This is a genomic window from Jeotgalibacillus sp. JSM ZJ347, assembly GCF_044383825.1.
Taxonomy (GTDB): Bacteria; Bacillota; Bacilli; order Bacillales; family Jeotgalibacillaceae; genus Jeotgalibacillus.
The window spans coordinates 21695-44839 of sequence record NZ_JBISEN010000005.1; the positions used below are offsets into that span (position 1 = coordinate 21695).

Sequence of the window (23145 nt, forward strand, 5' to 3'; positions counted from 1 at the left end):
GATGTTGTGTTTTTATCAATGAATCATGTACATAAGTCTTTTACGAATAATGGAAAGACTGAACTTGTACTTTCTGATATTCAGCTTGATGTAAAGGAAGGCGAGTTCGTCTCAATTCTTGGTCCATCAGGCTGCGGTAAATCAACGCTATTATCAATTGTCGCTGGCCTTGCCCATGCGACTGAAGGGTCGATTGAGCTGGAAGGTAAAACGATTAAAGGTCCCGGTAAGGAACGCGGAATGGTGTTCCAGCAGGCAGCACTATTTCCTTGGCTGACGGTTGAAGAGAATGTGATGTTCCCTCTTTTACCTGATATGTCCAAAAAGGAAGCGCAGCAAAAAGCCCATCAATATCTGCAAATGGTACAGCTCGGTGCTTACGCAAAGCATTCACCACATGAAATTTCAGGCGGAATGCAGCAGCGTGTAGCGATTGCACGGGCACTTGCAATGGATCCGGCACTTCTCTTAATGGATGAACCGTTCGGGGCACTTGATGAGCAAACGCGTTCACGACTGCATGAGATTGTGGAAAAGATCTTCCTTGAGACTAAAAAGACGATCCTATTTGTCACTCATAGCATTGCAGAATCGCTGAAGCTGTCTGACCGGATTGTTGTTATGGGGACACAGCCCGGCACAATTTTAGAAGTAATCGACCTCAACTTCCCGAGACCGCGCTCACAATCAAAGGAAGAGCTTCTCTATTACGAAGAAAAAATACAGGCGGTATTGAAATCTGAAATTGATAAGGTAACGGAAAAGGAGCAGAAAAATGCAGCCAGCCGTTAAACGAATGATCTTTTACGTATTACTTTTTGCCATCTGGCAGGGTGCTGTCTACGTATTTGATGTATCACCGTCCCTTCTGCCAGCACCGACAGATGTTTTCGCTTCATTATATGAAGGCTTCAGTAACCTTACATTGGTGTATGACCTCGTAGCCAGCTTTAGACGATTATTTATCGGTCTAGCGATTGCACTTGTGCTGGGACTTTTACTCGGCGTGCTTTTAGCAAAATCAAAAACTGCTGACGAAACACTTGGCTCTCTGATTCTTGCACTGCAATCGGTACCAAGTATTGTGTGGCTGCCACTTGCGATTATGTGGTTTGGTCTGAATGAAATGGCCGTGATCTTTATTGTTGTACTTGGTGCAACGATTGTGATGACGATTAATGTCCGCACGGGGATCATCAATGTTCCCCCGCTTTTCATAAAAGCTGCAAAGACAATGAATTACAGGGGTTTCAGGTTATTCAGCAAAGTAACGATTCCCGCTTCTATCCCGTACGCCGTAACCGGCATGCGGCTCGCGTGGGCATTTGCCTGGCGCGCACTGATGGCCGGTGAACTATTAAGCACAGGCCCCGGACTTGGTTATTCACTGCGTTTCGCATCAGATTTTGGGGATATGAGCCGTGTGATTGCGATCATGCTCCTGATCATGCTGATTGGTATTATTGTCGACTTACTGTTTTTCCAACGTATTGAAAAGAAAGTCCTTAAAAAATGGGGACTCGCAACAGAATAAAAACTTGGAGGCGTAGAGAATGAAAAAAAATCTTAGTGCACTATTTTTACTGGCAGCAATATTGGTGTTATCAGCCTGCGGATCTGACAGCTCGTCAGGTAGCAGCAAAGATGAACTTGTCATTGGGTACTTCCCGAATATTGACCACGTTCCTGCAATGATCGCAAAAGAAAAGCAGTACTTTGAAGAGGCTGTTGGTGAAGACGTTGAAGTGTCATACAAAACATTCCCTGACGGCGGTGCATTTATGACGGCCCTTAAAACTGGTGATATTGATGCAGGCTTTGTTGGGCCAGGTCCCGTCATGAACAACTACGCAAACGGTGCGGATGTTAAGATTCTCGCCGGCGCATCTTCAGGCGGCACAGTGGTAGTAGCAAGTGAACAAAGCGGCATTGAAGGCTTAGAAGACCTTGATAACCATACATTTATTACACCTGGAATAGGCTGCACACATGACGTTCAGATGGAAACATTCCTGAAAGAACAAGGCATCACATCAGCCCGTATTGGTGGAACGCTGAAGCACGTAACTGGTAACCCTGCTCAGTATCAGGCAATGTTTGAATCAGGTAAAGTCGACCTTGCAGCTGTACCTGAGCCATGGGCTTCTACTCTTGTAGCAAATGGCGCAAAGATTATTGTTGATACAGACGAAATTGCTTACGGAACAACTCTACCGAATACGGTACTTGTAACAAGCGGAAAGCTGCTTGAAGAAGAAAGTGAACTTGTTGATCAGATCACAGAAGCACATGAAATGAGCATCGCATTTATTAACGAAAACCCTGAAGAAGCGCAAACAATCGCAGTGGATTCGATTGAAGAAATCACCAATCAGCGCATGGATGAGTCAATCATCGCAAGTGCATGGGAGCGCGTCACTTATACAACTGAAGTCAATGCAGATGTGATCCAGGCCTTCGCTGACTCTTCACATGACCTTCAGTTCCTGAAAGAAAAGCCTGAGTTTGATGAACTGGTTGTTCCACAGGACACTGAAGTAGGAAGTGCTGAGTAAATATGAAAAAATGGATCACAACATGCTTTGCACTGCTGATCCTGCAGGGATGTTCATCCGGGGTTAACCTGGATGAACATTTTTCTCTAAATGGAGAAGTCACTGACCTGCAGGCAGTCACTCAAAGCGAAGAACCTTTTCATACTGATGATATGGAAGATGAAATCTGGCTTGCCGCTTTCATCTTCACAAATTGTGATACGGTCTGCATGCCGATGACCTATAACATGTCAGAGCTCCAGGACCAACTGGATGAAAAAGAGCTGGATTATCAGTTTGTCTCTTTCACGATTGACCCCGAACGCGATACACCTGAAGTTTTGCAGTCATATGGTGAGCAGTTTGAAGTTGATTTTGCTAACTGGGATTTTGTCTCCGGCTATGCTCAGGAAGAGGTTGAACTCTTTGCAAATAGAGGTTTCCTATCCCCTGCTGCACAGGTGGAAGGATCTGATCAGTTTGTGCATAGTACTTCCCTTTATCTGATGGTTGGCGACCGGATTTTAGAGAAGTATGAGATGTCTGTGGATGTGCCTTATGGGGAGATTGTTGAGGCGGTTGAGTTGTTGCAGGATTACTAGAAAAAAGCCGGAACAATCTATATTGTTTCGGCTTTTTTAATCGTTTCGCTGCGTTTCAGGCGGGCCCTTTCCCCGTGAGCTGGTTTATAGCTCCGGTTCAATCAAGCCTCCTCAACGCTTCGCGCCTGCGGGGTCTCAGCTGTCCGTCGCATCCCGGTGGAGTCGCCGCCTTACGCTCCGCTGCACTATGATTTTAATCTAAATCTTATTTTACATTACAAATCAAAACTTTTAACAGTATCTTTCTACGTAAGCTAATCTTCTTTGCTTGGTTAAACTCAAATAATTAACTTCAACTCATAGACTCCTTCTTCGAAATATGCCCGCCTATCAACCTGGACCTTCTTCTCGTTGTGCCGCCTTCTGTATAGGAAATGGCTCTGAGCAGGGCGGTTGAGCCGAAGCGCTGGCGGACATCATCCATGACGTAGCCGAGCCGGTGAACTTTTTCTCGTCCAGGGTTGAACAGGTCCAGCTGCAGTGCTGAGTCATCTGCCAGGTTGGTCAGTGATATTGAAATTTTTCTGACTGGGAATGGCTGCAGGTTTTCATGAAGAATCTCAAGACACACCTCATAAATTTCCATCGTAATAGAAGTCGGCTTATCCAGTGACTTTGAGCGGTGGAATGATTTAATTGGCGTGCGTTTGCTGTAGCCGACACCCAAGTGAATCGTGCGGCCGCCTAAGTGTTTATTTCTCGCTCTTCTCGCTATTTCCTCACACATCTCTAATAAAACTGCTTCAATTTCTTCTATTTTATTGTAGTCTCTGAGAAGGATCTGACTCTTTCCATAGCTCACCTGTCCCTGAATAATCGGCGCACCGATCTCAGAGCGGTCAATGCCATGTGCATGATAATACAGTTGATTGCCCATCACACCAAAAACGGATTCCAGCCGGCTCAGGTCATAGGCAGCAAGGTCGCCAATTGAGTAAATGCCCATTCTGTTTAGCCGCTTTTCAAGCTGGCGTCCAATTCCCCACATAGCTGAAAGCGGCTGAAGCGGCCAGAGCTTCTTCGGGATGTCTTCAAAAGTCCATTCACAGATGCCTTTCTTTTTCGCTTCCAGATCAAGGCAGAGCTTTGCGACCAGCATATTGGGTCCAATGCCGATTGCACACGGCAGACCAAATTCACGCATCATATCGTCAGAGATCATTTGGGCAACAGCATGCGGCCCTCCCCATAATGAAGAAGTGCCATCCACCTGAATAAAACTTTCATCTACGCTGTAAACGTGTATATTTTCTTTTGGAACGAACCTTGTAAAAATCTTCGTGATTTCAGTGGACAGCCTGAGGTACTGTCCCATATCCGGTTCAATTAATTGAAGATCATGTATGTCGGGGATCTCATGACGCCTTGTGCCGGTTCTGATACCGTGCTCGCTTTTTGCGCGCGGAGAAGCAGCAAGCACGACACTGCCCTTTTGCTCCTGGTTGCCAATGATCGCAATTTTACATGTTAAAGGATCCTGGCCCAGTTCAACTGCCGTACAGCTGGCATAAAAGCTTCGCATATCTACACAGAGAATTTCCTTTCTCTTTTCAAGCGAATAGTCAACCTCCATCACCTTCACTCCCTTTCAGCGTGAGTTTCTTTTTATACTTATACCCACTTTCAAGAAAATTATACGAACAAACGTTCTTTTTATCAATGTTTCTTTTTACATTTATTCTGATTTACACTCACTTTTTAAAGGAATAAATGTGAATACATGTAAAATCCAACTTTTTTAGAAGAGAGTTATACGGTCAATTAAACTTTTTTATTAGAAGAAAAAAGCTTGAATACCCTTCTGTTTCTACAATTTTCCCAACCTACAAAAGTGCCAAGCGGCAATATTCCGTACAACCCGATACAGATAAAGGGAATTATACCCCTAAAGCGTATGAACACTTCGCTGATTTTCCCGATAAACAAGACGCACACCTTTTGTTAGGATAAGTCTATTCACAAAATATTTCGACAAAAGGAGTCGGGGAAATGAAGAAATCAAGAAGTATCGCAATGAGTCTATTACTTGCAGCAAGTCTGGCAGTACCAGCTGGGGCAAGCGCTGCGCCGGATCAGCAGTCGAACAATGCTGAGAAATTCCGTGTTTACGTAGAAGTATCGGGAGAGTCAGCTCAAAAAACGAAAGCTTCCTTGCAAAAGAAATATGATTCTCGCTGGGAGCTGAGTGCGAACGGATTTTCAACTGATATGAATGAGGCACAATTTAGAGCGCTTCAAAACAATAAAAATCTTACACTGACAAAAGTGGATGAGGTTTCTGTATATGCATCAAAAAACAAAGAAAACGTAACAACCGCATTCTCAGCACCGGCTGACCAGACACCATGGGGCATTGAAGCGATCTATAATGACGCTAATGTAAGTGCTACATCAGGTGGCTCAGGCATCAATGTAGCTGTACTGGACACAGGCGTATTCACCGGTCACCATGACCTTCAGGGCACAGTTGAGCAGTGTAAAGATTTCACACAGGCTACTCCGCTTGTAAACGGATCATGTAACGACGTTGATGGTCACGGTACGCACGTTGCAGGTTCTGTTCTTGCAGATGGCGGCAGTGACGGTTCAGGCGTATACGGTGTTGCTCCGGATGCTGATCTGTGGGCATACAAAGTACTTGGTGATGACGGTTCAGGTTACTCTGATGACATCGCAGCGGCTATCCGCCACACAGCTGATCAGTCAGTGGCAACCGGCACAAATACTGTGATCAACATGTCACTTGGTTCATCAGCAAACAGCCCGCTGATTGAAGACGCAGTAAACTATGCATATGATAAAGGCGTTCTTGTAGTAGCAGCAGCGGGTAACTCAGGATTCCGTGTTGGTTCAATCGGCTACCCTGGCGCACTTGAAAATGCTGTGGCAGTTGCAGCGCTTGAAAACAGATTTGAAAACGGCACATACCGTGTTGCGGATTTCTCTTCAAGAGGTGTACGTAAAGGAGATGGCGACTACCTAATCCAGGAAGGCGACGTTGAAATCTCAGCACCTGGTGCAGCGATCTTCTCAACTTGGCCAAATGGCGGTTATAACACAATCAGCGGTACATCAATGGCATCTCCACACGTAGCAGGACTTGCAGCAAAAGTATGGGCAGAAAACCCTGGCTTCTCTCACGTCCAGCTCCGCACTGAGCTTCAAAACCGTGCAAAAGCAAACGACATCCTTGGCGGACGCAGCGCTGCTGTTGGTGATGACTTAGCTTCCGGGTTTGGATTTGCGAAGGTGAACTAAGAAAGCGAAGTCTGGGTCTGACCCAGACTTCGCTCCCTCTGGATTGCACGACGTTTCGTGCGGTTCAGGGGGTTTTTTGTTGCATTTCACCGGTTTTCCGTGCAGTTCACCCCATCTTCCCAATTTCGCTTTTTTTCACTTCTGCATATACAATGACATTAACAACCTCACTCATTTAAAGAGTGCCTGAGGACAAAGGAGCGAAACATGAATATCTACCTATTCTGGATCATTCAGCTAACCTGGGGCTTGCTGATCAACCTGATCGGTATGTTACTCGCGCTTGTTTTATTATGTATGGGTATCCGGCCACACAGATTCCATCATGCCATTTACTTTGAAGTTGGGGAAAATTGGGGTGGCGTGAATTTGGGCGGTTTCTTTTTTGTGCAGCAACAAGCCCCCACCAGGCTTAAAGCTCATGAATATGGACACAGCTTTCAAAACCTGCTGTTAGGTCCTGTCATGATCGTTGCTGTCACCGTTCCTTCTGCGATCCGTTATCATTACCGGAGATCTCGAATCAAAAAAGGCCATACTTTGAAACCGTATGATACTTTCTGGTGTGAGTCGTGGGCGACCAGATTAGGGAAGAAATATTCTTAGTGCCCTGCGTCAAATACAGGGTTATGCTGCAAATGATATCTATCAAATGTTGACTGAGGCTGTACCAGCTAAATGGTACAGCCTCATTTTTTTTATCAAAATCACCATTCTCTTGACTTAAGTCAATGAAAGCTTTTGTTATACGACTTACAATCATAAATTTCAATTCCCTGTGTCACATACAATTTCTACACATTTCGGTTAAATGATACTGTGCGGAAATTGTGTCCACACAGGGTTATGGATTCTGTGAGGTTACAAAACCTGAGATAATCTCGTTAAATGAAGGCTCCATTTCGAAATACCTGTCCCCCATCCTGTTATCTGTCATATCAAATTCCGCTTCATCAGAGATCAATTTGACCCACCACAAATACCCTTCACCTGGCTCATCCATTTCATATTCAGTCAACTCCATCTGTTCTAATTTATTAAGCAGGTCAGCGATATCAGCAGCTGCTGAAATCGTCAGCTTTTCTCCCATCGTCCCATCAGTAATGTCGATTTCTTTCACACTTTCAAATGACGAACTGCTCACCTCCGAAAGGTGAAATGTTTCACCTGATTCAGCAGCGCTTCCGTCCACACAAGCGCTTAGGAAAATAACAGCCATGATTATGAATAGACACGTTTTTATCGTCTTCATGAGAATCTCCCCTTATGTTGAAATATTGTCATTTCAATTACCCTGGTATGTAATGCTAATTTTTTTTACTTTTAATAAAAACATAAATCGCATTACCAGCAATAATGAAAGCAACCACAGCCAGATAGATCAGTACAAAAGTCAGGTTCAGTTCACGCAGAACGACAAAAATACCGATGAACGTACCAAGCATTGTCGCAACAGCATATACACTTAACTTCCACCCTGATTGAATCAGTTTATTCACGAATAACGCCCCCTCACTCATACCTTAATAAACGTTACCCTTACACTATACCAAAAAAACCATATAATGGATTAAAAGCAATAATTTTAGTGTAAAAGGAATGCCAGTTATGAAAACGAACAGATTACTATACATATTCTATTGGCTGATCATTAGGATCGGCGTATTATCATTTGCCAGCCCAATTTTTCGTGAATACGGAATTGTCGATACAATCATTACCACGTTCATTTGCGGTCTTGTCAGTTTCCTGATTGCAAGCGCGCTGCTTATTTTGAGTCCATGGATCTTCCTGATACTTAAAAGAATTGTAAGCTAAATTAGAAAAAATTCGGATCTCTGGAGGGATGACATTGAGGTTTTTTTGGGCACTGATGATGGTGATGTTTTTAAGTTGGTTAATCGTCTCTCACCTGTATCCTGATCCGAGTTGGTGGTCTATCTTTCATTCAAACCGCAGCACGCATACGCCGTTAATTGAGCATATTTCACTTGTGAAAGTGACATTGGTGGGGATGATTGTCGCAGGTGGGTTGTACTTTTTGCGTAAATTGAGAATTAATTGATCATGCCACAGTCACACTGAAGTCTGGGTCAGACCCTCATAGCGCTTCAGTGATTGGCTACCGTTGAGTATTCCCTATACAATAGCACTATATGTATCACTTCATTTTAAGGGGGGAGGATCACATGAACTTTGAACATTTTGCGAAAGAAAACTGGCAAGGAAATCTCTATTCTTTTATAAAAGAGGTCTTGGATTTTTATGAGATGAGATCTCAAATTGAACATGAAGGAAATTCAGAGAATGAGCCGCACCTTTATCTTAATTCAATGATCGAAGAAAACATGTTAACAAGACTGGTAGAATCCACAGGCGAATACACAGATATTGAGTCTGCCTTTAACGGGAGAGTTGTGAGGAATTATTGAAGGAACAACGACAAAAAACGCCCGCACCATTCAATTGAATCGTGCAGGCGTTTTTAAACTTCAGGTGGAATTTCTAAGGTTAAATGGTTTAGCATTCTTAATCTTCGAGAGGATGAAACAAAGATAAGATCTGACTTCACTGCCAGTAAAAAAACACTTAATAATACATATTACCCCAAACACCACTGAACACCATTTAAATAAAATGAAAACGCCCCCGGTCCCACTCGCAACATGCTGATGCATAAAATGAATGGAGCGCAGGGACACTTTATATGCTTTAATCTCTATTAACTTTAAACATTGAAATCTGCTCCTGAAGATCAACCGCCATTTTTGATAGAACGGCAGAAGAGGCACTGATTTCTTCCATGGATGCCAGCTGTTCTTCCGCTGAGGCAGCGACTGTCTGAGAGTGGTCACTGTTCCGCTGTGAGATTGAAGTAATATCCCGGATTGAACCATTCACATTGATAGTATGATCAGATACCTCTTTGGTAAAAGCGTTCATAGAAGAAATGCTCTCACGAATATTTTCCATTGATTCAAGGATTTCTGTAAAATTATTTCTTGTATGCTGAATAAGCGAAAGCCCCTCATCCACTTCTTCTGATACCTGATCAAAAGATGCGGAAGACTGCGCAATATCTGATTGAATATCTGCAATCAGTGTATTGATCTGTGCAGAAGACTGTTGAGATTCCTCTGCCAGTTTTCTCACTTCATCTGCTACAACCGCAAATCCTTTTCCATGCTCACCTGCTCTTGCAGCTTCAATGGCAGCGTTCAGTGCAAGTAAGTTTGTCTGATCAGCAATATCAGAAATGACATGTGAGATCTCACTGATTTGTTTTGAGCGCTCATCAAGCGAACGGACAACCTGACTGTTCATGGAAACGGAATGGTGAATCGCATTCATCTGTTTCGATGTCTTTTCCACCATCCGGTCACCTTCACGTGATTTTTCGGTGGCGTGTCTGCTTTTATCTGAGATGTCAGACGAACTGTCTGCAATGGATTGAACGCCTTTTGTCACATCCATCATCATTTGTTCCGCCTGACTTACACTATCTGACTGATCTTCAGCTCCTACTGCTACTTCCTGAATGGTATGCGAGATGACTTCTGTTGCCTTACTTGTTTCCTCAGAGCTTGCATTCAGCTCTTCAGAAGCAGCAGCGACCTGTTCAGAAATCTGAGAAACTTCAAGTACCATAGCACCCAGATTATTTCTCATCTTATTATAGCTTTCAGCAAGATCAGCCAGTTCATCTTTTCCGGTATCTGTCAATTCCTGTGTAAAATCACCTTCTCCGGCCATTTTAATGGCTCCACCTACTGTCACAAGGCGTGTTTTCAATCGGCGTGTAAAGAGATAAACGATGATAAGGACAATGACAAGAATAACCGCAACTACAGCAGCTAATGTAATTAAAAACGTTGAGATTGTCTCATCAATTAATTTCTGTGGCGCTCCTACGTAATAAATGCCAATCGTCTCGCCAGCCGCATTCACAATCGGCATATATGCACTTTGATAAATGTTTCCTGCAACGTCGGCTTCTCCATAATAGGTCTGATTGTTTTCCAATACAGCATTCGCTACCATGTCTGATACAGTTGTTCCAACAGCACGCTCTCCATTGTTCATTACATTCGTCGCAACACGTGTATCACGCATAAAAAACGTGACTGTATCACCTGTGTCAGCACCAATCTTATCAACTAGTTCATTGTTATCATTTAAGAGAAGTTCACCTTTATATAATTGATCATCCCGGATTTCCCAGTCCCCCGGATAAGCAGCATCAATATAGCTGTAGCTCATCGCCAAATCCCTGGATGCTTTTTCAGTTGCAAAAGTCTTAATGCCTGAAGTAATTTGGTAGACTGCCAGTAATCCAAGTGAAATCGTCACAAATAAAATTGTTCCAATCATCAATGTGTTAATCTTTGAACTTAATTTAAATTTCATATCCTATCCACCTTTTAAATGTACTTAAAAATAATATCGTCAGGCAAACATATATTTGAACGCTAAATAAAATAATTTTTAGTTCCTTTAACACCTTTATTTTTACTAGTTAAAAATAATCATTAGGCTGAATATTTTTTATTAATTAACCTTTGAAAAAGCTTGACCTCTTACAACATTTTTTATATGATAAAACAGAAAATTATGAACAAATTTTGAACTTTCTTTAGCGCCCTCACATCTCAGACTGCTACGAATAGCGATCCTGTTCCTCTGTCAGTCCAAATATGAAAGCGCTTTAAAGATCATAGTGGTTATCTACAGCGAACCTGTACGTTTAGCTACCGTCACACTTTCCCAGGCACCCGTGCCGGGAAACCGTTGTGGCGGTTTTTTATGTCAAAAAAATCATAAAGGGGTATGAAAGATGAAAAAGACAAAAAACCGCTGGCTGATTGCACTGTCAGCTGTGGGGATTCACATCTCAATCGGCTCAGTCTATGCTTGGAGTAATTTTACGAATCCGCTGATCAATGAATTCGGCTGGAGTTCAAGCCAGGTTCAACTTACATTCAGCCTTGCGATTCTTTTCCTCGGACTTTCAGCAGCATTTATGGGGCACTTTGTTGAGAAGCATGGACCAAGAAAAGCAGGGATTGTCGCAGCAGTATTTTTCGGAATTGGTGTAACCGGTTCAGGATTCGCCGTCCAGCTCAGCTCACTTCCGCTGCTATATTTATTCTATGGGGTATTCGGCGGAATCGGGCTTGGGGTTGGTTATATTGCTCCTGTATCGACACTCGTCAAATGGTTCCCTGACCGCCGTGGGCTTGCAACAGGCCTTGCGATCATGGGCTTTGGTTTCGCAGCAGCAATCGCTAGTCCTGTCATGAACAGTCTGATCACATCAATTGGAATTGCAGGCACATTCTTTACTCTAGGAATCATTTATTTCGCTGTGATGTTCCTGTCATCGCTCTACCTTGAGCGTCCGGCAGCTGACTGGGCACCAAAAGGTTTTAACGCTGACAATCCGGATAAAAAGAAAAAAGTACCGCAGGATCTTTCACAGCTTACAGCAAATGAAGCGATCAAAACAAAGCGCTTTTACTTCTTATGGGTAATGTTATTTATTAACGTTACGTGCGGAATTGCAATTCTTTCTGCAGCAAAACCACTCGCTGAAGAAAGCATTGGCTTATCAGTTGAAGAAGCAGCGATTCTTGTCGGGGCGCTCGGTATCTTTAATGGACTTGGCAGAATTGGCTGGGCTTCAATATCGGATCTCATTGGAAGAACAAATACTTATACAACATTTTTCGTTCTGCAGGCAGCCCTATTCTTCCTTCTGCCAATGACATCAGAAGCGATCCTATTCCAGATCATGCTTGCAGTAATCTATACTTGTTATGGCGGAGGATTTGCATCGATTCCTGCCTACATCGGAGACATGTTCGGCACAAAGCAGCTCGGTGCGATTCACGGCTATATCCTGACTGCATGGGCAGCAGCCGGTCTTGCAGGACCACTATTTGCCGCATGGATCAAGGATACAACAGGCAGTTATGCAAACAGCCTGAACTTCTTTGCTGCGCTATTTCTGGTCGCACTTGTCATTACATTCCTGACGCGCATAGATATTAATAAGCTGAAGCGTGAGAACAGTGCGAAGGAAGCAGACAAGCTTGCAGGGTAAAAAAATTGGTGTACATTTCACTGCGATGCCATCATAATAAATATTGATAAATAAATGAAGAGGGATTGTCGCAACTTTGGGTAAATACGAAGCGGAATTCAGCAACCTAGTAAGAGCATTCAGAAAGCGTCATATGGGCAAAGGCCCAAGTCAGATTAAAACGACATTCTGTAAGAACTGGGCCATCTGTGAAATGGAAGGCAATCTTTCACCAGTTGAAAAGTTCATCGCAGGGGCAAACGAAGGAAGACAGATGCTTCGTGCAGCGAGAACTGAAATGGTCAAAGACCTCTATCAAAAACACAGACCGGTTGAAATGGAAGAACTGGTCGGCGCAAAATTCGTTGATCTGTATGTGGACATCAATATAGAAAAAGATGCAGGTATGTCCATATTCATTTTTGATGAAAACCTTGAAGATAAATTTCGAGACAACTAATTGCATACAAACGTGGATTGGCGCTTGGCAGCGATCCTGTTAAAGACTAACCACCTGAAACACCGTTCAAATCTGAACGGTGTTTCAGGTGGTTTTTTTATTTCAAAACTTAGAAAAAGGATGATTAAAATGGGAAAAACACAGCATCCGGGACCGGTAAAAATTTCGAAAAAACCAGATCCGTCACTCTGGGTCAGTAAGGTCCCATTCGGAGTAGGCAAAATTAAACCGCACCACTTTACAGATACAGCAAAAATCGCATGGAAAAACCGCGATAACCTTGGCTATGCAACATCCATCATTACAAAAGGCGTATGCGACGGCTGTGCGCTTGGCGTATCCGGTCTCTACGACCAGACACTGAAAGGCCCCCACGTCTGCACAACCCGCCTGAATGTACTCAGACTGAACACCATGCCGGCAGTGAAGGCTGACATTCTGCACGCAGACATTGATGAGCTGCGACAGTATTCAAGCGCAGAGCTGCGTGAACTCGGCCGCATCCCCTACCCGCTGATCAGAAGACCGGGTGAACGCAAATTCTCCCGTCTCAGCTGGGATGATGCAATGGATATGATCGCAGCAAAAATGAAAAAACTTGATCCAAAGCAGTATGCATTCTTCCTGACTGCACGCGGAATTACAAACGAGTCATACTACGTAGCAGGAAAAGTAGCACGTTTCCTTGGCACAAATCATATCGACAATGCCTCAAGAATCTGTCACTCACCGAGTAAGACAGCACTCAAGCGTTCAATCGGAGTCGGTGCGAGTACGTCTAACTATCTTGACTGGATCGGTACAGACGTCCTTTTATTCTGGGGCAGCGTTGCATCAAACTCGTCACCTGTATCAACAAAATACATGCTTGCAGCGAAGAAAAAGGGAACGAAAATCATTGTTGTCAACCCTTACCGCGAACCTGCAATGGATAATTACTGGGTCCCATCAAATATGGAATCAGCCATGTTTGGCACAAAGATTGCCGATGACTTTTATCAGGTCAATATCGGCGGAGATATCGCCTTTATGCACGGCATCATGAAGCACTGGTTTGAAATGGAGCAGGAAAAAGAAGGTTCTGCGATCAACCACTCATTTGTCCAGGATCATGTAAATAACTATGACGAACTTAAGCAAACAGTGATGGATCAGTCATGGGAAGACATCATTGACTCATCAGGTGTGCCAAAAGAGCGTATCATCGAGCTTTCTACACTGCTTGCCAACAGTAAAAATGCAGTCTATGCATGGGCACTCGGTTTAACGATGCATTCTTTCGCAACAGATAACATTTCACAGGTAGCAAATCTTGCCCTGCTTCGTGGTCATCTCGGTCGTGAATATGCCGGTCTGATGCCATTCCGCGGCCACTCATCTGTTCAGGGCAGCGGTGAAATGGGCGCCGATCCATTTGTTCTGCCAGGCAGTGACTTTAACGATGCCAATATTGAACGCATGGAAAAGCTGTGGAATTTCGAGATCCCAAAATGGCAGGGTGACATTGTCGGCGTGACGCTTGAAAATGCTGTACTCCCTGAGGATCACGAACGCAAAATTAAAATGTATTACCTTTCAGGCGGGAACTTCCTTGAAACAATGCCTGATCCGGACTTTGTTGAACAGGCACTATCCGAACTCGATATCCGTGTGCATCAGGATATTATTTTAAATACAAGTACGCTTGTTGATGCGAAAGAAGCCGTCATCGTCCTCCCTGCTAAAACGCGCTATGAACAGGAAGGCGGCGGAACGAGCACGTCAACTGAGCGCATGGTCTACTTCTCACCTGAGATTGAAGGTAATAAAAATCAGGTCGAAGAAGCGCGCGCTGAATGGAAAATCTATATTGATCTTGCAAAACGCGTGAAGCCTGAAACAGCTCATCTCGTTGATTTCAAAGATGGACAGTCAATCCGTGAAGAAATCGCAAAAGCCAACACAAACTATGATGGCGTTCAGCATTTGAAAAAGCAGGGAGACGTGTTCCAGTGGGGCGGCGCCTGGTTATGTGAAGACGGGATCTGCCCAACGCCTGACGGTAAAGGGAATCTGATCTCTGTTGATATTCCTGACCTCGGCAAAAAAGACGGACAGTTCGTTGTCACATCACGCCGCGGTAAGCAGTTCAACTCAATGGTCTATAAAGAAAAGGATCCGTTTAACAACGCAGGTCGTTATGACGTATTAATGAATGCTGAGGATGGAAGACGACTCAGTATTGCTGAAGGCGAAGGCATTGTCGTCTATAATGGATTCGGCGTATTCCAGGGCCGTGCGAAATTCGTTGATATTGCAAAAGGCAATCTTGAAGTCCATTTCCCAGAAGGTAACTTCCTCCTTCCACGCGGACGCTATGAGAAGTACGCAGGGATTCCGGATTATAACATCACTGTAACGGTTGAAAAGGCTGAGCGTTTCAATGCACGCAAGGATACACAGTATCTTGAAAAGCGCATTGACGACCTTGAAACTGAAGCAAATTAAAGAGGTGATTTCTGTGAATGAAGAAGTCATGGAGCAAAGAACGATCATCCGCTATAATGGTGAGTCGCTGAGTGAAACAAATGATCAGATTGCGACTGAATACGCGATGACGATCTATGTAAATGGCGAGGAGTTCGCAACGATGGTCTGCACTCCCTCTCACCTTGAGGAGCTGGTCATCGGATTTCTCGCTTCAGAAGGCATGATCAGAAGAGTGGATGAGATCGAGTCGCTTGAAATCAATGAGGATCGCGGTTTTGCCTACACTGAGCTTGTGAATAAAACCCCTGCAGGCAGGGAGTTTCACTCGAAGCGATTTATCGGCTCGTGCTGCGGTAAAAGCAGACAATTCTATTTCCAGAATGACGTGAAAACAGCGAAAACCATTGCTAAGAAGTCCACCATTCCCGTTAAAAATTGTCTCACGCTCATGAAAAAAATGCAGGAAAGCTCGACCGATTTTCAAAAAACAGGAGGGCTGCACAACGCGGCCCTCTGTACAACAGATGATATCGTCATCGCCCACTCTGATATCGGACGCCACAATGCACTTGATAAAATATATGGTCACTGCCTGAAGAACCGGATTCCACTAAGGGGAAAAGTCATCGTATTCAGCGGAAGGATCTCTTCTGAAGTGCTCCTGAAGGTTTCAAAAATCGGCGTCGGAATCGTACTGTCAAAATCAGCGCCGACTACGCTTGCGATTGAGCTTGCACATGATCTCGGGATTACGGCGTGTGGGTTTATCAGAGGGAACAGTTTGAATATTTATAGTCATGCTGATCGGATTACTGAATGAGACCGGGTTTTGGCCCGGTCTTTTAATTTTCATTGAATGCTGTTTGATAATACTCTCTTAATTCAACGGCATTCTCTTTCCACTCCACGTGATGCCCATTAACGATTTGATCAAATACATCCAGGCAGCGATGCCATCCGGCAGCAGTATTAACTGCCCAGGCATGGTCATCAAAAGTATGAGTAAAAGTCATTTGGGAACCGTTCTCTTTTTGTTCTAAAGAGATCCTTATCAGATCACCTTCTTCACGAAACTCAAAAGTACCGGCTTTTCTAACTCTGCAATAACTCCTTTATAAGTTGTTCCTTCTCCATCATCGAAGCCAATTTCACCACCAGTTTTAAGCTCCATCTCGCCTGTGGCAAATGGATACCACTGAGCAAAACAATCAGGCCTGGTAAGGAAACGATAAACTTCCGATATATTTTGGGGAAAAGCTCGTGCAAATTTTATAACATAGCGACCCTCTGATTCATGTAAAGTGCCGTATTCGTTCATATTAAAATCCCCCTTGTTTGCCTCTTCATCTTTTGAATTATCATTCTGTCATGTTCAAATTTTATTCTTCATTCGCTCAGCCAGTCCACTCGATTCCGGATTCCCTTCATTCTGCAATTGCTTAATGATGTTTTCGTAATCATCTTTATTTCTGTTCTGACTCATTTTATAAGCAGCCTGTATTCCATTCACCTGAACCTTAAAACCTACAATTCCTTTTAATTCTTTTTCCAATAAAAAAGGGGAAAGCGTCTCCCATAAGACAGGATCCGGACGATGCTTTTCATATTTTTGAAGTAAATAGGTCAGGTCGTCTCTTAATTCTTTTTCTTCTAATAAATATGCTTTACCATATACATGGACAGACTGATAATTCCATGTGGGCACATTTTCTTTTTCATACCATGATGATGAGATATAAGCATGAGGTCCCTGAAACGTTATCAGAACGTCTTCACAGGCTTTGAATGTTTTCCATTGAGGGTTCCCATATGCCATATGCCCTGTAATATAATATATATCTTCTTTTTTGTATAACTGCATTGGTAAATGTGTTGCAATAGGCTTGCCCTTTTTTGTGGATATAAGCGTTCCAAATGAATGTTCTTCAATAAATGCTTCTATTTCACTGAAGTCAGTAACCTTAAAGTGTTTTGGAATATACATATGACACCATCACCTTTCAAATCATCATTAAAGATCCTTCACCATAATCAGGTCAGTCTGCTCCTCGTCACCCATAAAGAAGGAGTGACTTCCCGCTATTACAAATCCCTTTTTCTTATAAAAGCCAATTGCGTTTTTATTTTCTTCCCAGACTCCCAGCCAAATCTTTTCTTTATTTTGATTGCTGGCTATTTCAAGTGCCTGATTAAGCAACTGTTTTCCAAGCCCGGCTTTCTGAAACTTTTTCTTTATATAAATTCTTTCTACTTCAAGCGATTCAGCACCCATATTTTCTGTTTGAGCATCCTGAACATTTACTTTTAAATATCCGGCTATTTCATGATCACAATATATAAAATAAAACTGTGAAAACTGATTATCTAATTCAGTTTTTAACTGATTTATTTGATACGCCCGCTTTAAATATGATTCTAATTGGTCTGGAGAGTTATGTTCTTTGAATGTTTCAGTAAATGTCTCAATGCTAACTTTCTGAAGTTCCTGCAAGTCGTCTATACTACATTTCCTTATCACAATAGTCATTTTTATATCAACACTTCCTTTCAAGGATTAATAGTTTCGTTTATTCCCTTTCTTAACGAAATCCCAGTCTTTTTCAACATTCTTTCTAATTTGCTGCAATAACTTTTGTACGATTTCTACTTCATCTTCTGCCAATCCTTTCAAAGCCATCTTCTCAGAATACTCATTCTCATTTTTTATAAATGGATAGATCGTATTTCCTTTGTCTGTGGGATAAAGTCTCTTAATCTTTTTATTATGTTCATCTTCTCTTTTTTCAACAAACCCATTATCAACAAGTTTTTGAACTGCACGATTTGCAGTAGAACGGTCCACCTTGATCATTTCTATGATCTGTTCCTGAATAACACCAGGATTTTCACATATTCTGATCAGGTACAAATATTGACCTTTTGTCAGATCATATTCCTTAAATTCAATGTTGCTGATGGAATCCAAAGCCCGGGCAATCATTCCTATTTCACGTAGAATTTCTGTCATATGGGTCTCCTTTTTTATTGCATATACAATATTTTTCTATACCTTTAATTTAAATTAATTTTGTTGTATTTGCAATAAAAACTTCATTATATCAGGTTATTTTGTTAAAAATTTATACACGTACCACTTTTGAATTACCTCTTTTTGAAAACCCTTACATTTCATATTGACATTCTCCATCAAATAAAATAATCTAAATAAAACTAGTTAACCGGTTAAACGGAGGTTTTATGAAGAATAGAGTAACGATTCGGGATGTGGCCCGGGCTGCCGGAGTCTCCGGGGCTACGGTGTCTTATGTATTAAATAATGTAAAAAAAGTATCTGAGGAAACCTCCCGCCGCATACATGAAGCGGTTGAGGAGCTTGGTTATTATCCGGACTATACAGCGATCAGCCTGTCTAAGAAAAAATCGAATTTAATTGGGGTTGTGGCTCCCTTTATCAGCAACGCTCCTGCTTCAGTCTTTGAAAATAATCAGTATTATGATCATTTTCTAAGCGGAGTTGAGAGCGTGTCGAGAGCTCATCACTTTGATACGATGATTTCCGGTGTGACGGATCCTGTTGAGTGTATTAATTGGGTAAAGAAGAGAAATCTCGATGGACTCATTTTGATCGGTTCGCTTTCAGAGGAGCTGTATCAGGTGATCCGCAAAGTAGAGCTGCCGATTATCTGTATTGATATTTATGAAGAGCACGCTGAACAATATGTGAATGTGAGAATTGATGATGAGGCTGGCGGTTATCTGGCTGCTAAGCATTTGCTTGAGCTTGGTCACCGCGAGATTGCATTTCTGGCAACCTCACTGCAGGACAGTTCAGTGGAGCAGATGCGTTTTAAAGGCTTTCAGCGGGCATTTGAAGAGTTTAATGTAAACGTAAATGAAGACTTGGTTTTTGAACTGAAGGATCTCACATTTTCAAATGGGTATGACTGGGGTGTAAGATTTGTTCAAGAGCAGCTCTCATGTACAGCCGCTGTAACGGTTTCTGATCATATTGCGATCGGTGCCATGAAGGGTCTCAGCAAGCATGGCGTTTCTGTGCCGGACGACTTTTCAATCATCGGCTTTGATGACCTGGCGATCAGTCAGTACATCACACCTGAATTAACGACTGTGCGGCAGAACATTTTTGAAAAAGGATCAATCGCTGCTGATCAGCTGATTCAGTCGATTGAGCACCAGCACCAATCTGAACATAGTAAAACACTTATTCAACTGCCAGTGGAGTTAGTCGTACGTGGTTCAACAAAAGAAAACTAACATCTTTTGTTGAATATTTTTATAATTGGTTAACCGATTAACTAAATCTTTAAGGAGGTGATTTTCTCCGCTGTTTTGTTTCAAAAAATTGATGTTTGGAGGATATATAATGAATAAATTAACATTAACTGCAGGGAGTTTGTCATTGGTTTTAATATTAGCAGCCTGTGCGCCAGAGCGTTCACAGGATCAGGGCACCGCTTCTTCAGATGTATCATCAGAAGGGCTATTAGTGTGGGCGCCTGACATTGAATTAAGTGCAATTGAATCACAGGTTGAAGCGTTCACTGATGAAACCGGCATTCCTATTGAGGTTGTGTCTATGCCACAGGATGATCAGACTGAAGCGATTGTACTTGATGGACCATCAGGAAATGGACCTGACCTCTTTTATCAGCCGGGTGTAGGGAATCTTTCTATTCAGGGACTTGTCCATCCTGTTGAAGTGGATCAGGAAATTCTTGATACATATTCTGCAGGTTCGCTTGAAGCGCTTAGCTATGATGGTGAATTGTATGGTCTGCCTGCAGTGGTTGAATCACTTGCTCTATACTACAACAAGGCACTGATTCCGGAGGCGCCTGAAACTATTGAGGATTTAGAAGCTGCGATGGCTGATCTGACTGATGACGCGAATGACCAGTTTGGATTCCTTTATCCGGCAAATGATTTTTACTTCTCTTACCCATTTATGGCCGGGTATGGCGGTTACATTTTTAATGAAGACAGTGATGGTTATATAAAAGATGATGTTGGTCTCGCAAATGATAGGTCAGTACAAGGCGCATCTTTAATTCAGGGCTGGTTTGAGAGCGGATACATACCGCCGAGTATTACGATTGATGCAGCTAATGGATTATTTATGGATGGCCAGGCTGGTGCCATTATCAACGGACCATGGGCAAGATATGATTTTGAAGAAGCGCTAGGTGATGACCTTGGTACCGCTCCACTTCCAGAGCTTGAAAACGGTGAATACCCTGAGACATTCCTTGGCACAAAAGGCTGGATGCTCTCTTCTTACTCAGAGTTCCCTGAAGAAGCAACAGAGCTTGCCGTCCATCTGACAAGTGAGGAATCACTAAAAGAAACGTTTGAAGCAACAGGAGAAATCCCTGCAAACTCAGCAATTCTGAGCAGTCCGGATTTCACAGAAGATCCAATGCTTGCAGGGTTTGCCGTACAGCTTGAGCGCGCACGCCCATTCCCGAATATCGCAGAGCTATCAGCTGTGTGGCAGCCAATGGCTGATGCACTGACCTTTATTATGCAGGGTGATGACCCGGCTGAAGCGCTTGAAGAAGGCGTAGGAAAAATTGAGGAAGAGATTGCGACGAATTACGAATAAATAGAGAAAAAACTGCAAGGGCCCCCATCCCTTGCAGTTTTCTTATTAAATACTTTAAAGATACTTAATATCTCTAATTAAATAAAAAAATTATTTAGCTTTTTGTGCAATCACCAAATACAAAGAGTCTGCCGGTTCATATACTTCCTTTATCTCAAAACCTGCTTCAATCATTTCCCGCTTCATTCCCTCCTGTGTAATCCTCGGTGCATGTCCTGAACTTTTCTTTGGTTCAAGTTCCAGACAAATAAGATAACCATTGTTCTTTAAAACATTTCTCATTTGTTTAAGTAATGGTGCAAGTGGCTGGATCTCATGTAAGACGAGTGAAGCAATGACGACGTCAATTGAACCGGCTGGTAATGGCAGTGCTTCAATACTACCCTCTACAGTGACAATATGATCGAGCTGTGCCTTCACCGCTTTTTCATTGATCATCTCAAGCATGTCAGGATCAATATCCATTACGTAGACTTTCCCTTCTAACCTTTTTGCAGCAGGAATCGTGAAGTAACCTGTTCCGGCTCCAAAGTCTAACATGTGATCCGACTCATTTAAAGGAATCATATCAAGCAGATGCTCTGGTGAAAATGCCTTTCTGCGTTCAGCGCTTTCTAGATAAGATACTTTCCCGTGATGCATATACCTCATCCTCTCTACATCTTCATTCCGTTGAATTTCTCCTCTAACAGCTCTGCATTCACAGCAATTGCAGCCATACTGCCTTCACTCGCTGCCATGATAAGCTGAGATGCCCCGGCAATTCTTGTATCTCCACATGCAAATACGCCTGGCGTTTTCGTTCGCTGCATGCTGTCCGTTTCAATGCCACCTTGTTCATTTAACTGATAGCCAAGATCAGATTCGAACGTTGCTGCCTGTATCCATTCTGAAGCGATGAATCCACCTTTACGCAACACTTCTGTCTGATCCTCCAGCTGAATTTTTTCAAGCTGTCCACCCTGACCAATTAACGAAACAATTTTCTTTTCATTAACTGTAATTCCAACGCTGCTTAGTAAATCTTTTTCTTCATCAGATATAACGTGATGCCCATTCGTAAATACAATTAAATCATCTGTCCAGTTGGACACCAGCTTTGCCATGTGAACTGCCTTCTGATCCTCTGCAATCACAGCAAGCGGGCGGTCTCTTATTTCCCATCCATCACAGAAAGGACAGCCGAACAGACTCTTACCATAGAACTCATGAACACGCGGGATATCAGGCAGGCTTTCCTTAAAGCCTGTTGCGAGAATTACTTTTTTGGCATAAAATACCTCTCCACTTTCTGTTTCCACACTGTATTGCCCATCTTCTTTCTTAATCCTGTGCACCCGCTGCTTTTCAATGCGCACATCAGAATAGTTGCTTAATTCATCCTGCCCAATCCGCTTAAATTCCTGCGGGTCGATACCATCCCTGGTAATAAACCCATGGGATTCCTGTGTGACCGCATTTCTCGGTTTATTATCATCAAACAAAACTGTTCTACGTCTGGACCGGCCAAGCACCAAAGCGGCATTCAGTCCGGCTGGTCCACCGCCAATTACAGCACAATCTAACATCATGCGCTACACTCCTTTTAATGAATTAATTTTTTTGATTCATTTCAGCCTCTTTCGCAATATCAACTAAAAGCTTTGACTGCAATTCAGACTTCATATTCTCTTCCGCTTCTCTCATTACATTTTCAATCAGACAGCCCTCATGGTGAATCGTACAGTCAAATAAACTCGTCTCACCTTCAATTCCATGAATGACATCCAGAAAAGAAATCTCCTGCTTTGTTCTTGATATTTTGTAACCTCCCTTCGCGCCAGGTGTCGACTCAATCAGTCCGGCCTTCGCAAGCTTTGTTAAGATTTTTGAAAGATAAGTTGGAGAAAGCTTCTGCATATCAGCTAACTCCTGCACACCTACAAGCTTTTCTCCCTGCTGAGTCGTTAAATAAACCATTGTATGGAGTGCATAGTTCGTTGCATTTGAATATTTCATGATAAACCTCCCGGGGGTTAAAAGAGATATTAAAGACTCTTGATATCTTTAATTAATTTGAGTATAGCATGATAGTATTAGAAAATCTATTTTTTATATTGCATTCTGTTCTGATAGCT

General features: G+C 42.8%; 27 protein-coding genes. 15 read left to right on the plus strand and 12 right to left on the minus strand.

The genetic code is table 11. The features are described from left to right. Positions 1–6: 6 nt before the first annotated feature. The 4 genes from ACH6CZ_RS13730 to ACH6CZ_RS13745 are packed head-to-tail and all read left to right on the plus strand — an operon-like array spanning position 7 to position 3136. Positions 7–792, plus strand: a complete 786-nt coding sequence (locus ACH6CZ_RS13730) for an ABC transporter ATP-binding protein (protein ID WP_374098032.1) — start codon at positions 7–9, stop codon at positions 790–792. Continuing rightward, entirely contained in the window at positions 776–1534 is a 759-nt protein-coding gene (locus ACH6CZ_RS13735; protein WP_374098033.1) for an ABC transporter permease, read from the plus strand. The genes ACH6CZ_RS13730 and ACH6CZ_RS13735 overlap by 17 nt, the downstream gene beginning before the upstream one ends. 19 nt (positions 1535–1553) lie before the next feature. Continuing rightward, positions 1554–2555, plus strand: a complete 1002-nt coding sequence (locus tag ACH6CZ_RS13740) for an ABC transporter substrate-binding protein (protein WP_374098034.1) — start codon at positions 1554–1556, stop codon at positions 2553–2555. Between the two features lie 2 nt (positions 2556–2557). Beyond that, positions 2558–3136, plus strand: a complete 579-nt coding sequence (locus ACH6CZ_RS13745) for an SCO family protein (RefSeq protein WP_374098035.1) — start codon at positions 2558–2560, stop codon at positions 3134–3136. Positions 3137–3428: 292 nt separating this feature from the next. Here the strand turns inward: ACH6CZ_RS13745 and ACH6CZ_RS13750 are convergent, their stop codons facing one another. Further along, positions 3429–4709 (minus strand): Y-family DNA polymerase, encoded by a 1281-nt coding sequence (locus tag ACH6CZ_RS13750; protein ID WP_374098036.1) that lies wholly within the window; start codon positions 4707–4709, stop codon positions 3429–3431. Between the two features lie 416 nt (positions 4710–5125). Between ACH6CZ_RS13750 and ACH6CZ_RS13755 the strand changes: the two genes are divergently transcribed. Beyond that, positions 5126–6394 carry a S8 family serine peptidase gene (locus tag ACH6CZ_RS13755; RefSeq protein WP_374098037.1) on the plus strand — a complete coding sequence of 423 codons (1269 nt, stop codon included), beginning with the start codon at positions 5126–5128 and terminating at the stop codon, positions 6392–6394. 207 nt (positions 6395–6601) lie between these two features. Further along, positions 6602–7000: a hypothetical protein gene (locus ACH6CZ_RS13760; protein WP_374098038.1), complete on the plus strand. Its 399-nt coding sequence runs from the start codon at positions 6602–6604 to the stop codon at positions 6998–7000. Positions 7001–7238: 238 nt separating this feature from the next. Here ACH6CZ_RS13760 and ACH6CZ_RS13765 read toward each other — a convergent pair whose 3' ends face one another. Next, a complete protein-coding gene (locus tag ACH6CZ_RS13765) occupies positions 7239–7646 on the minus strand; it encodes a hypothetical protein (protein ID WP_374098039.1) in 408 nt (135 codons plus the stop codon). Positions 7647–7701: 55 nt separating this feature from the next. Then, positions 7702–7893 (minus strand): hypothetical protein, encoded by a 192-nt coding sequence (locus ACH6CZ_RS13770; RefSeq protein ID WP_374098040.1) that lies wholly within the window; start codon positions 7891–7893, stop codon positions 7702–7704. Positions 7894–8002: 109 nt separating this feature from the next. On the opposite strand from ACH6CZ_RS13770, the gene ACH6CZ_RS13775 reads away from it, so the two are divergent. The 3 genes from ACH6CZ_RS13775 (at position 8003) to ACH6CZ_RS13785 (ending at position 8826) form a co-directional block, all read left to right on the plus strand. Next, the gene (locus tag ACH6CZ_RS13775; protein ID WP_374098041.1) at positions 8003–8212 is read left to right on the plus strand and encodes a hypothetical protein; all 210 of its coding nucleotides are present in this window, start codon (positions 8003–8005) and stop codon (positions 8210–8212) included. A gap of 34 nt (positions 8213–8246) precedes the next feature. After that, positions 8247–8459, plus strand: a complete 213-nt coding sequence (locus ACH6CZ_RS13780; RefSeq protein WP_374098042.1) for a hypothetical protein — start codon at positions 8247–8249, stop codon at positions 8457–8459. Between the two features lie 124 nt (positions 8460–8583). Next, positions 8584–8826, plus strand: coding sequence for a DUF6407 family protein (locus tag ACH6CZ_RS13785; RefSeq protein WP_374098043.1), 243 nt, complete (start codon positions 8584–8586; stop codon positions 8824–8826). 280 nt (positions 8827–9106) lie between these two features. On the opposite strand, the gene ACH6CZ_RS13790 is transcribed toward ACH6CZ_RS13785, so the two are convergent. Continuing rightward, positions 9107–10801 carry a methyl-accepting chemotaxis protein gene (locus tag ACH6CZ_RS13790; RefSeq protein WP_374098044.1) on the minus strand — a complete coding sequence of 565 codons (1695 nt, stop codon included), beginning with the start codon at positions 10799–10801 and terminating at the stop codon, positions 9107–9109. Between the two features lie 427 nt (positions 10802–11228). Between ACH6CZ_RS13790 and ACH6CZ_RS13795 the strand changes: the two genes are divergently transcribed. From ACH6CZ_RS13795 to fdhD, 4 genes are all read left to right on the plus strand, one after another. Beyond that, positions 11229–12497 (plus strand): L-lactate MFS transporter, encoded by a 1269-nt coding sequence (locus ACH6CZ_RS13795; RefSeq protein WP_374098045.1) that lies wholly within the window; start codon positions 11229–11231, stop codon positions 12495–12497. Between the two features lie 76 nt (positions 12498–12573). Next, the gene (locus ACH6CZ_RS13800) at positions 12574–12936 is read left to right on the plus strand and encodes a Na-translocating system protein MpsC family protein (protein ID WP_374098046.1); all 363 of its coding nucleotides are present in this window, start codon (positions 12574–12576) and stop codon (positions 12934–12936) included. A gap of 129 nt (positions 12937–13065) precedes the next feature. Next, positions 13066–15423, plus strand: coding sequence for an FdhF/YdeP family oxidoreductase (locus ACH6CZ_RS13805; RefSeq protein WP_374098047.1), 2358 nt, complete (start codon positions 13066–13068; stop codon positions 15421–15423). A gap of 13 nt (positions 15424–15436) precedes the next feature. Then, the gene (gene fdhD / locus ACH6CZ_RS13810) at positions 15437–16225 is read left to right on the plus strand and encodes a formate dehydrogenase accessory sulfurtransferase FdhD (protein WP_374098048.1); all 789 of its coding nucleotides are present in this window, start codon (positions 15437–15439) and stop codon (positions 16223–16225) included. A 22-nt stretch (positions 16226–16247) separates the two neighbouring features. Here the strand turns inward: fdhD and ACH6CZ_RS13815 are convergent, their stop codons facing one another. Genes ACH6CZ_RS13815 through ACH6CZ_RS13835 form a run of 5 tightly spaced genes read right to left on the minus strand, consistent with a single transcriptional unit; the run spans position 16248 to position 18412 of the window. Further along, positions 16248–16418 carry an SRPBCC family protein gene (locus ACH6CZ_RS13815; RefSeq protein WP_374098049.1) on the minus strand — a complete coding sequence of 57 codons (171 nt, stop codon included), beginning with the start codon at positions 16416–16418 and terminating at the stop codon, positions 16248–16250. A 38-nt stretch (positions 16419–16456) separates the two neighbouring features. Further along, positions 16457–16723, minus strand: a complete 267-nt coding sequence (locus ACH6CZ_RS13820) for an SRPBCC domain-containing protein (protein WP_374098050.1) — start codon at positions 16721–16723, stop codon at positions 16457–16459. A gap of 54 nt (positions 16724–16777) precedes the next feature. Beyond that, positions 16778–17389 (minus strand): FMN-binding negative transcriptional regulator, encoded by a 612-nt coding sequence (locus ACH6CZ_RS13825; RefSeq protein WP_374098051.1) that lies wholly within the window; start codon positions 17387–17389, stop codon positions 16778–16780. A gap of 27 nt (positions 17390–17416) precedes the next feature. Next, complete coding sequence (gene paiA, locus ACH6CZ_RS13830; protein ID WP_374098052.1) at positions 17417–17932, minus strand: spermidine/spermine N(1)-acetyltransferase; 516 nt, start codon at positions 17930–17932, stop codon at positions 17417–17419. Between the two features lie 27 nt (positions 17933–17959). Beyond that, positions 17960–18412, minus strand: coding sequence for a MarR family winged helix-turn-helix transcriptional regulator (locus tag ACH6CZ_RS13835; RefSeq protein WP_374098053.1), 453 nt, complete (start codon positions 18410–18412; stop codon positions 17960–17962). Positions 18413–18642: 230 nt separating this feature from the next. On the opposite strand from ACH6CZ_RS13835, the gene ACH6CZ_RS13840 reads away from it, so the two are divergent. Next, positions 18643–19680 carry a LacI family DNA-binding transcriptional regulator gene (locus tag ACH6CZ_RS13840; RefSeq protein WP_374098054.1) on the plus strand — a complete coding sequence of 346 codons (1038 nt, stop codon included), beginning with the start codon at positions 18643–18645 and terminating at the stop codon, positions 19678–19680. Between the two features lie 109 nt (positions 19681–19789). Continuing rightward, positions 19790–21028, plus strand: a complete 1239-nt coding sequence (locus ACH6CZ_RS13845; protein ID WP_374098055.1) for a sugar ABC transporter substrate-binding protein — start codon at positions 19790–19792, stop codon at positions 21026–21028. Between the two features lie 90 nt (positions 21029–21118). Here ACH6CZ_RS13845 and ACH6CZ_RS13850 read toward each other — a convergent pair whose 3' ends face one another. From ACH6CZ_RS13850 to ACH6CZ_RS13860, 3 genes are read right to left on the minus strand one after another with little or no spacing between them, the layout of a single operon-like run. Beyond that, positions 21119–21670 carry a class I SAM-dependent methyltransferase gene (locus tag ACH6CZ_RS13850; protein WP_374098056.1) on the minus strand — a complete coding sequence of 184 codons (552 nt, stop codon included), beginning with the start codon at positions 21668–21670 and terminating at the stop codon, positions 21119–21121. 14 nt (positions 21671–21684) lie between these two features. After that, entirely contained in the window at positions 21685–22599 is a 915-nt protein-coding gene (locus ACH6CZ_RS13855; RefSeq protein ID WP_374098057.1) for an NAD(P)/FAD-dependent oxidoreductase, read from the minus strand. A gap of 22 nt (positions 22600–22621) precedes the next feature. Beyond that, entirely contained in the window at positions 22622–23026 is a 405-nt protein-coding gene (locus ACH6CZ_RS13860; protein ID WP_374098058.1) for an Rrf2 family transcriptional regulator, read from the minus strand. Between the last annotated feature and the right edge of the window lie 119 nt (positions 23027–23145).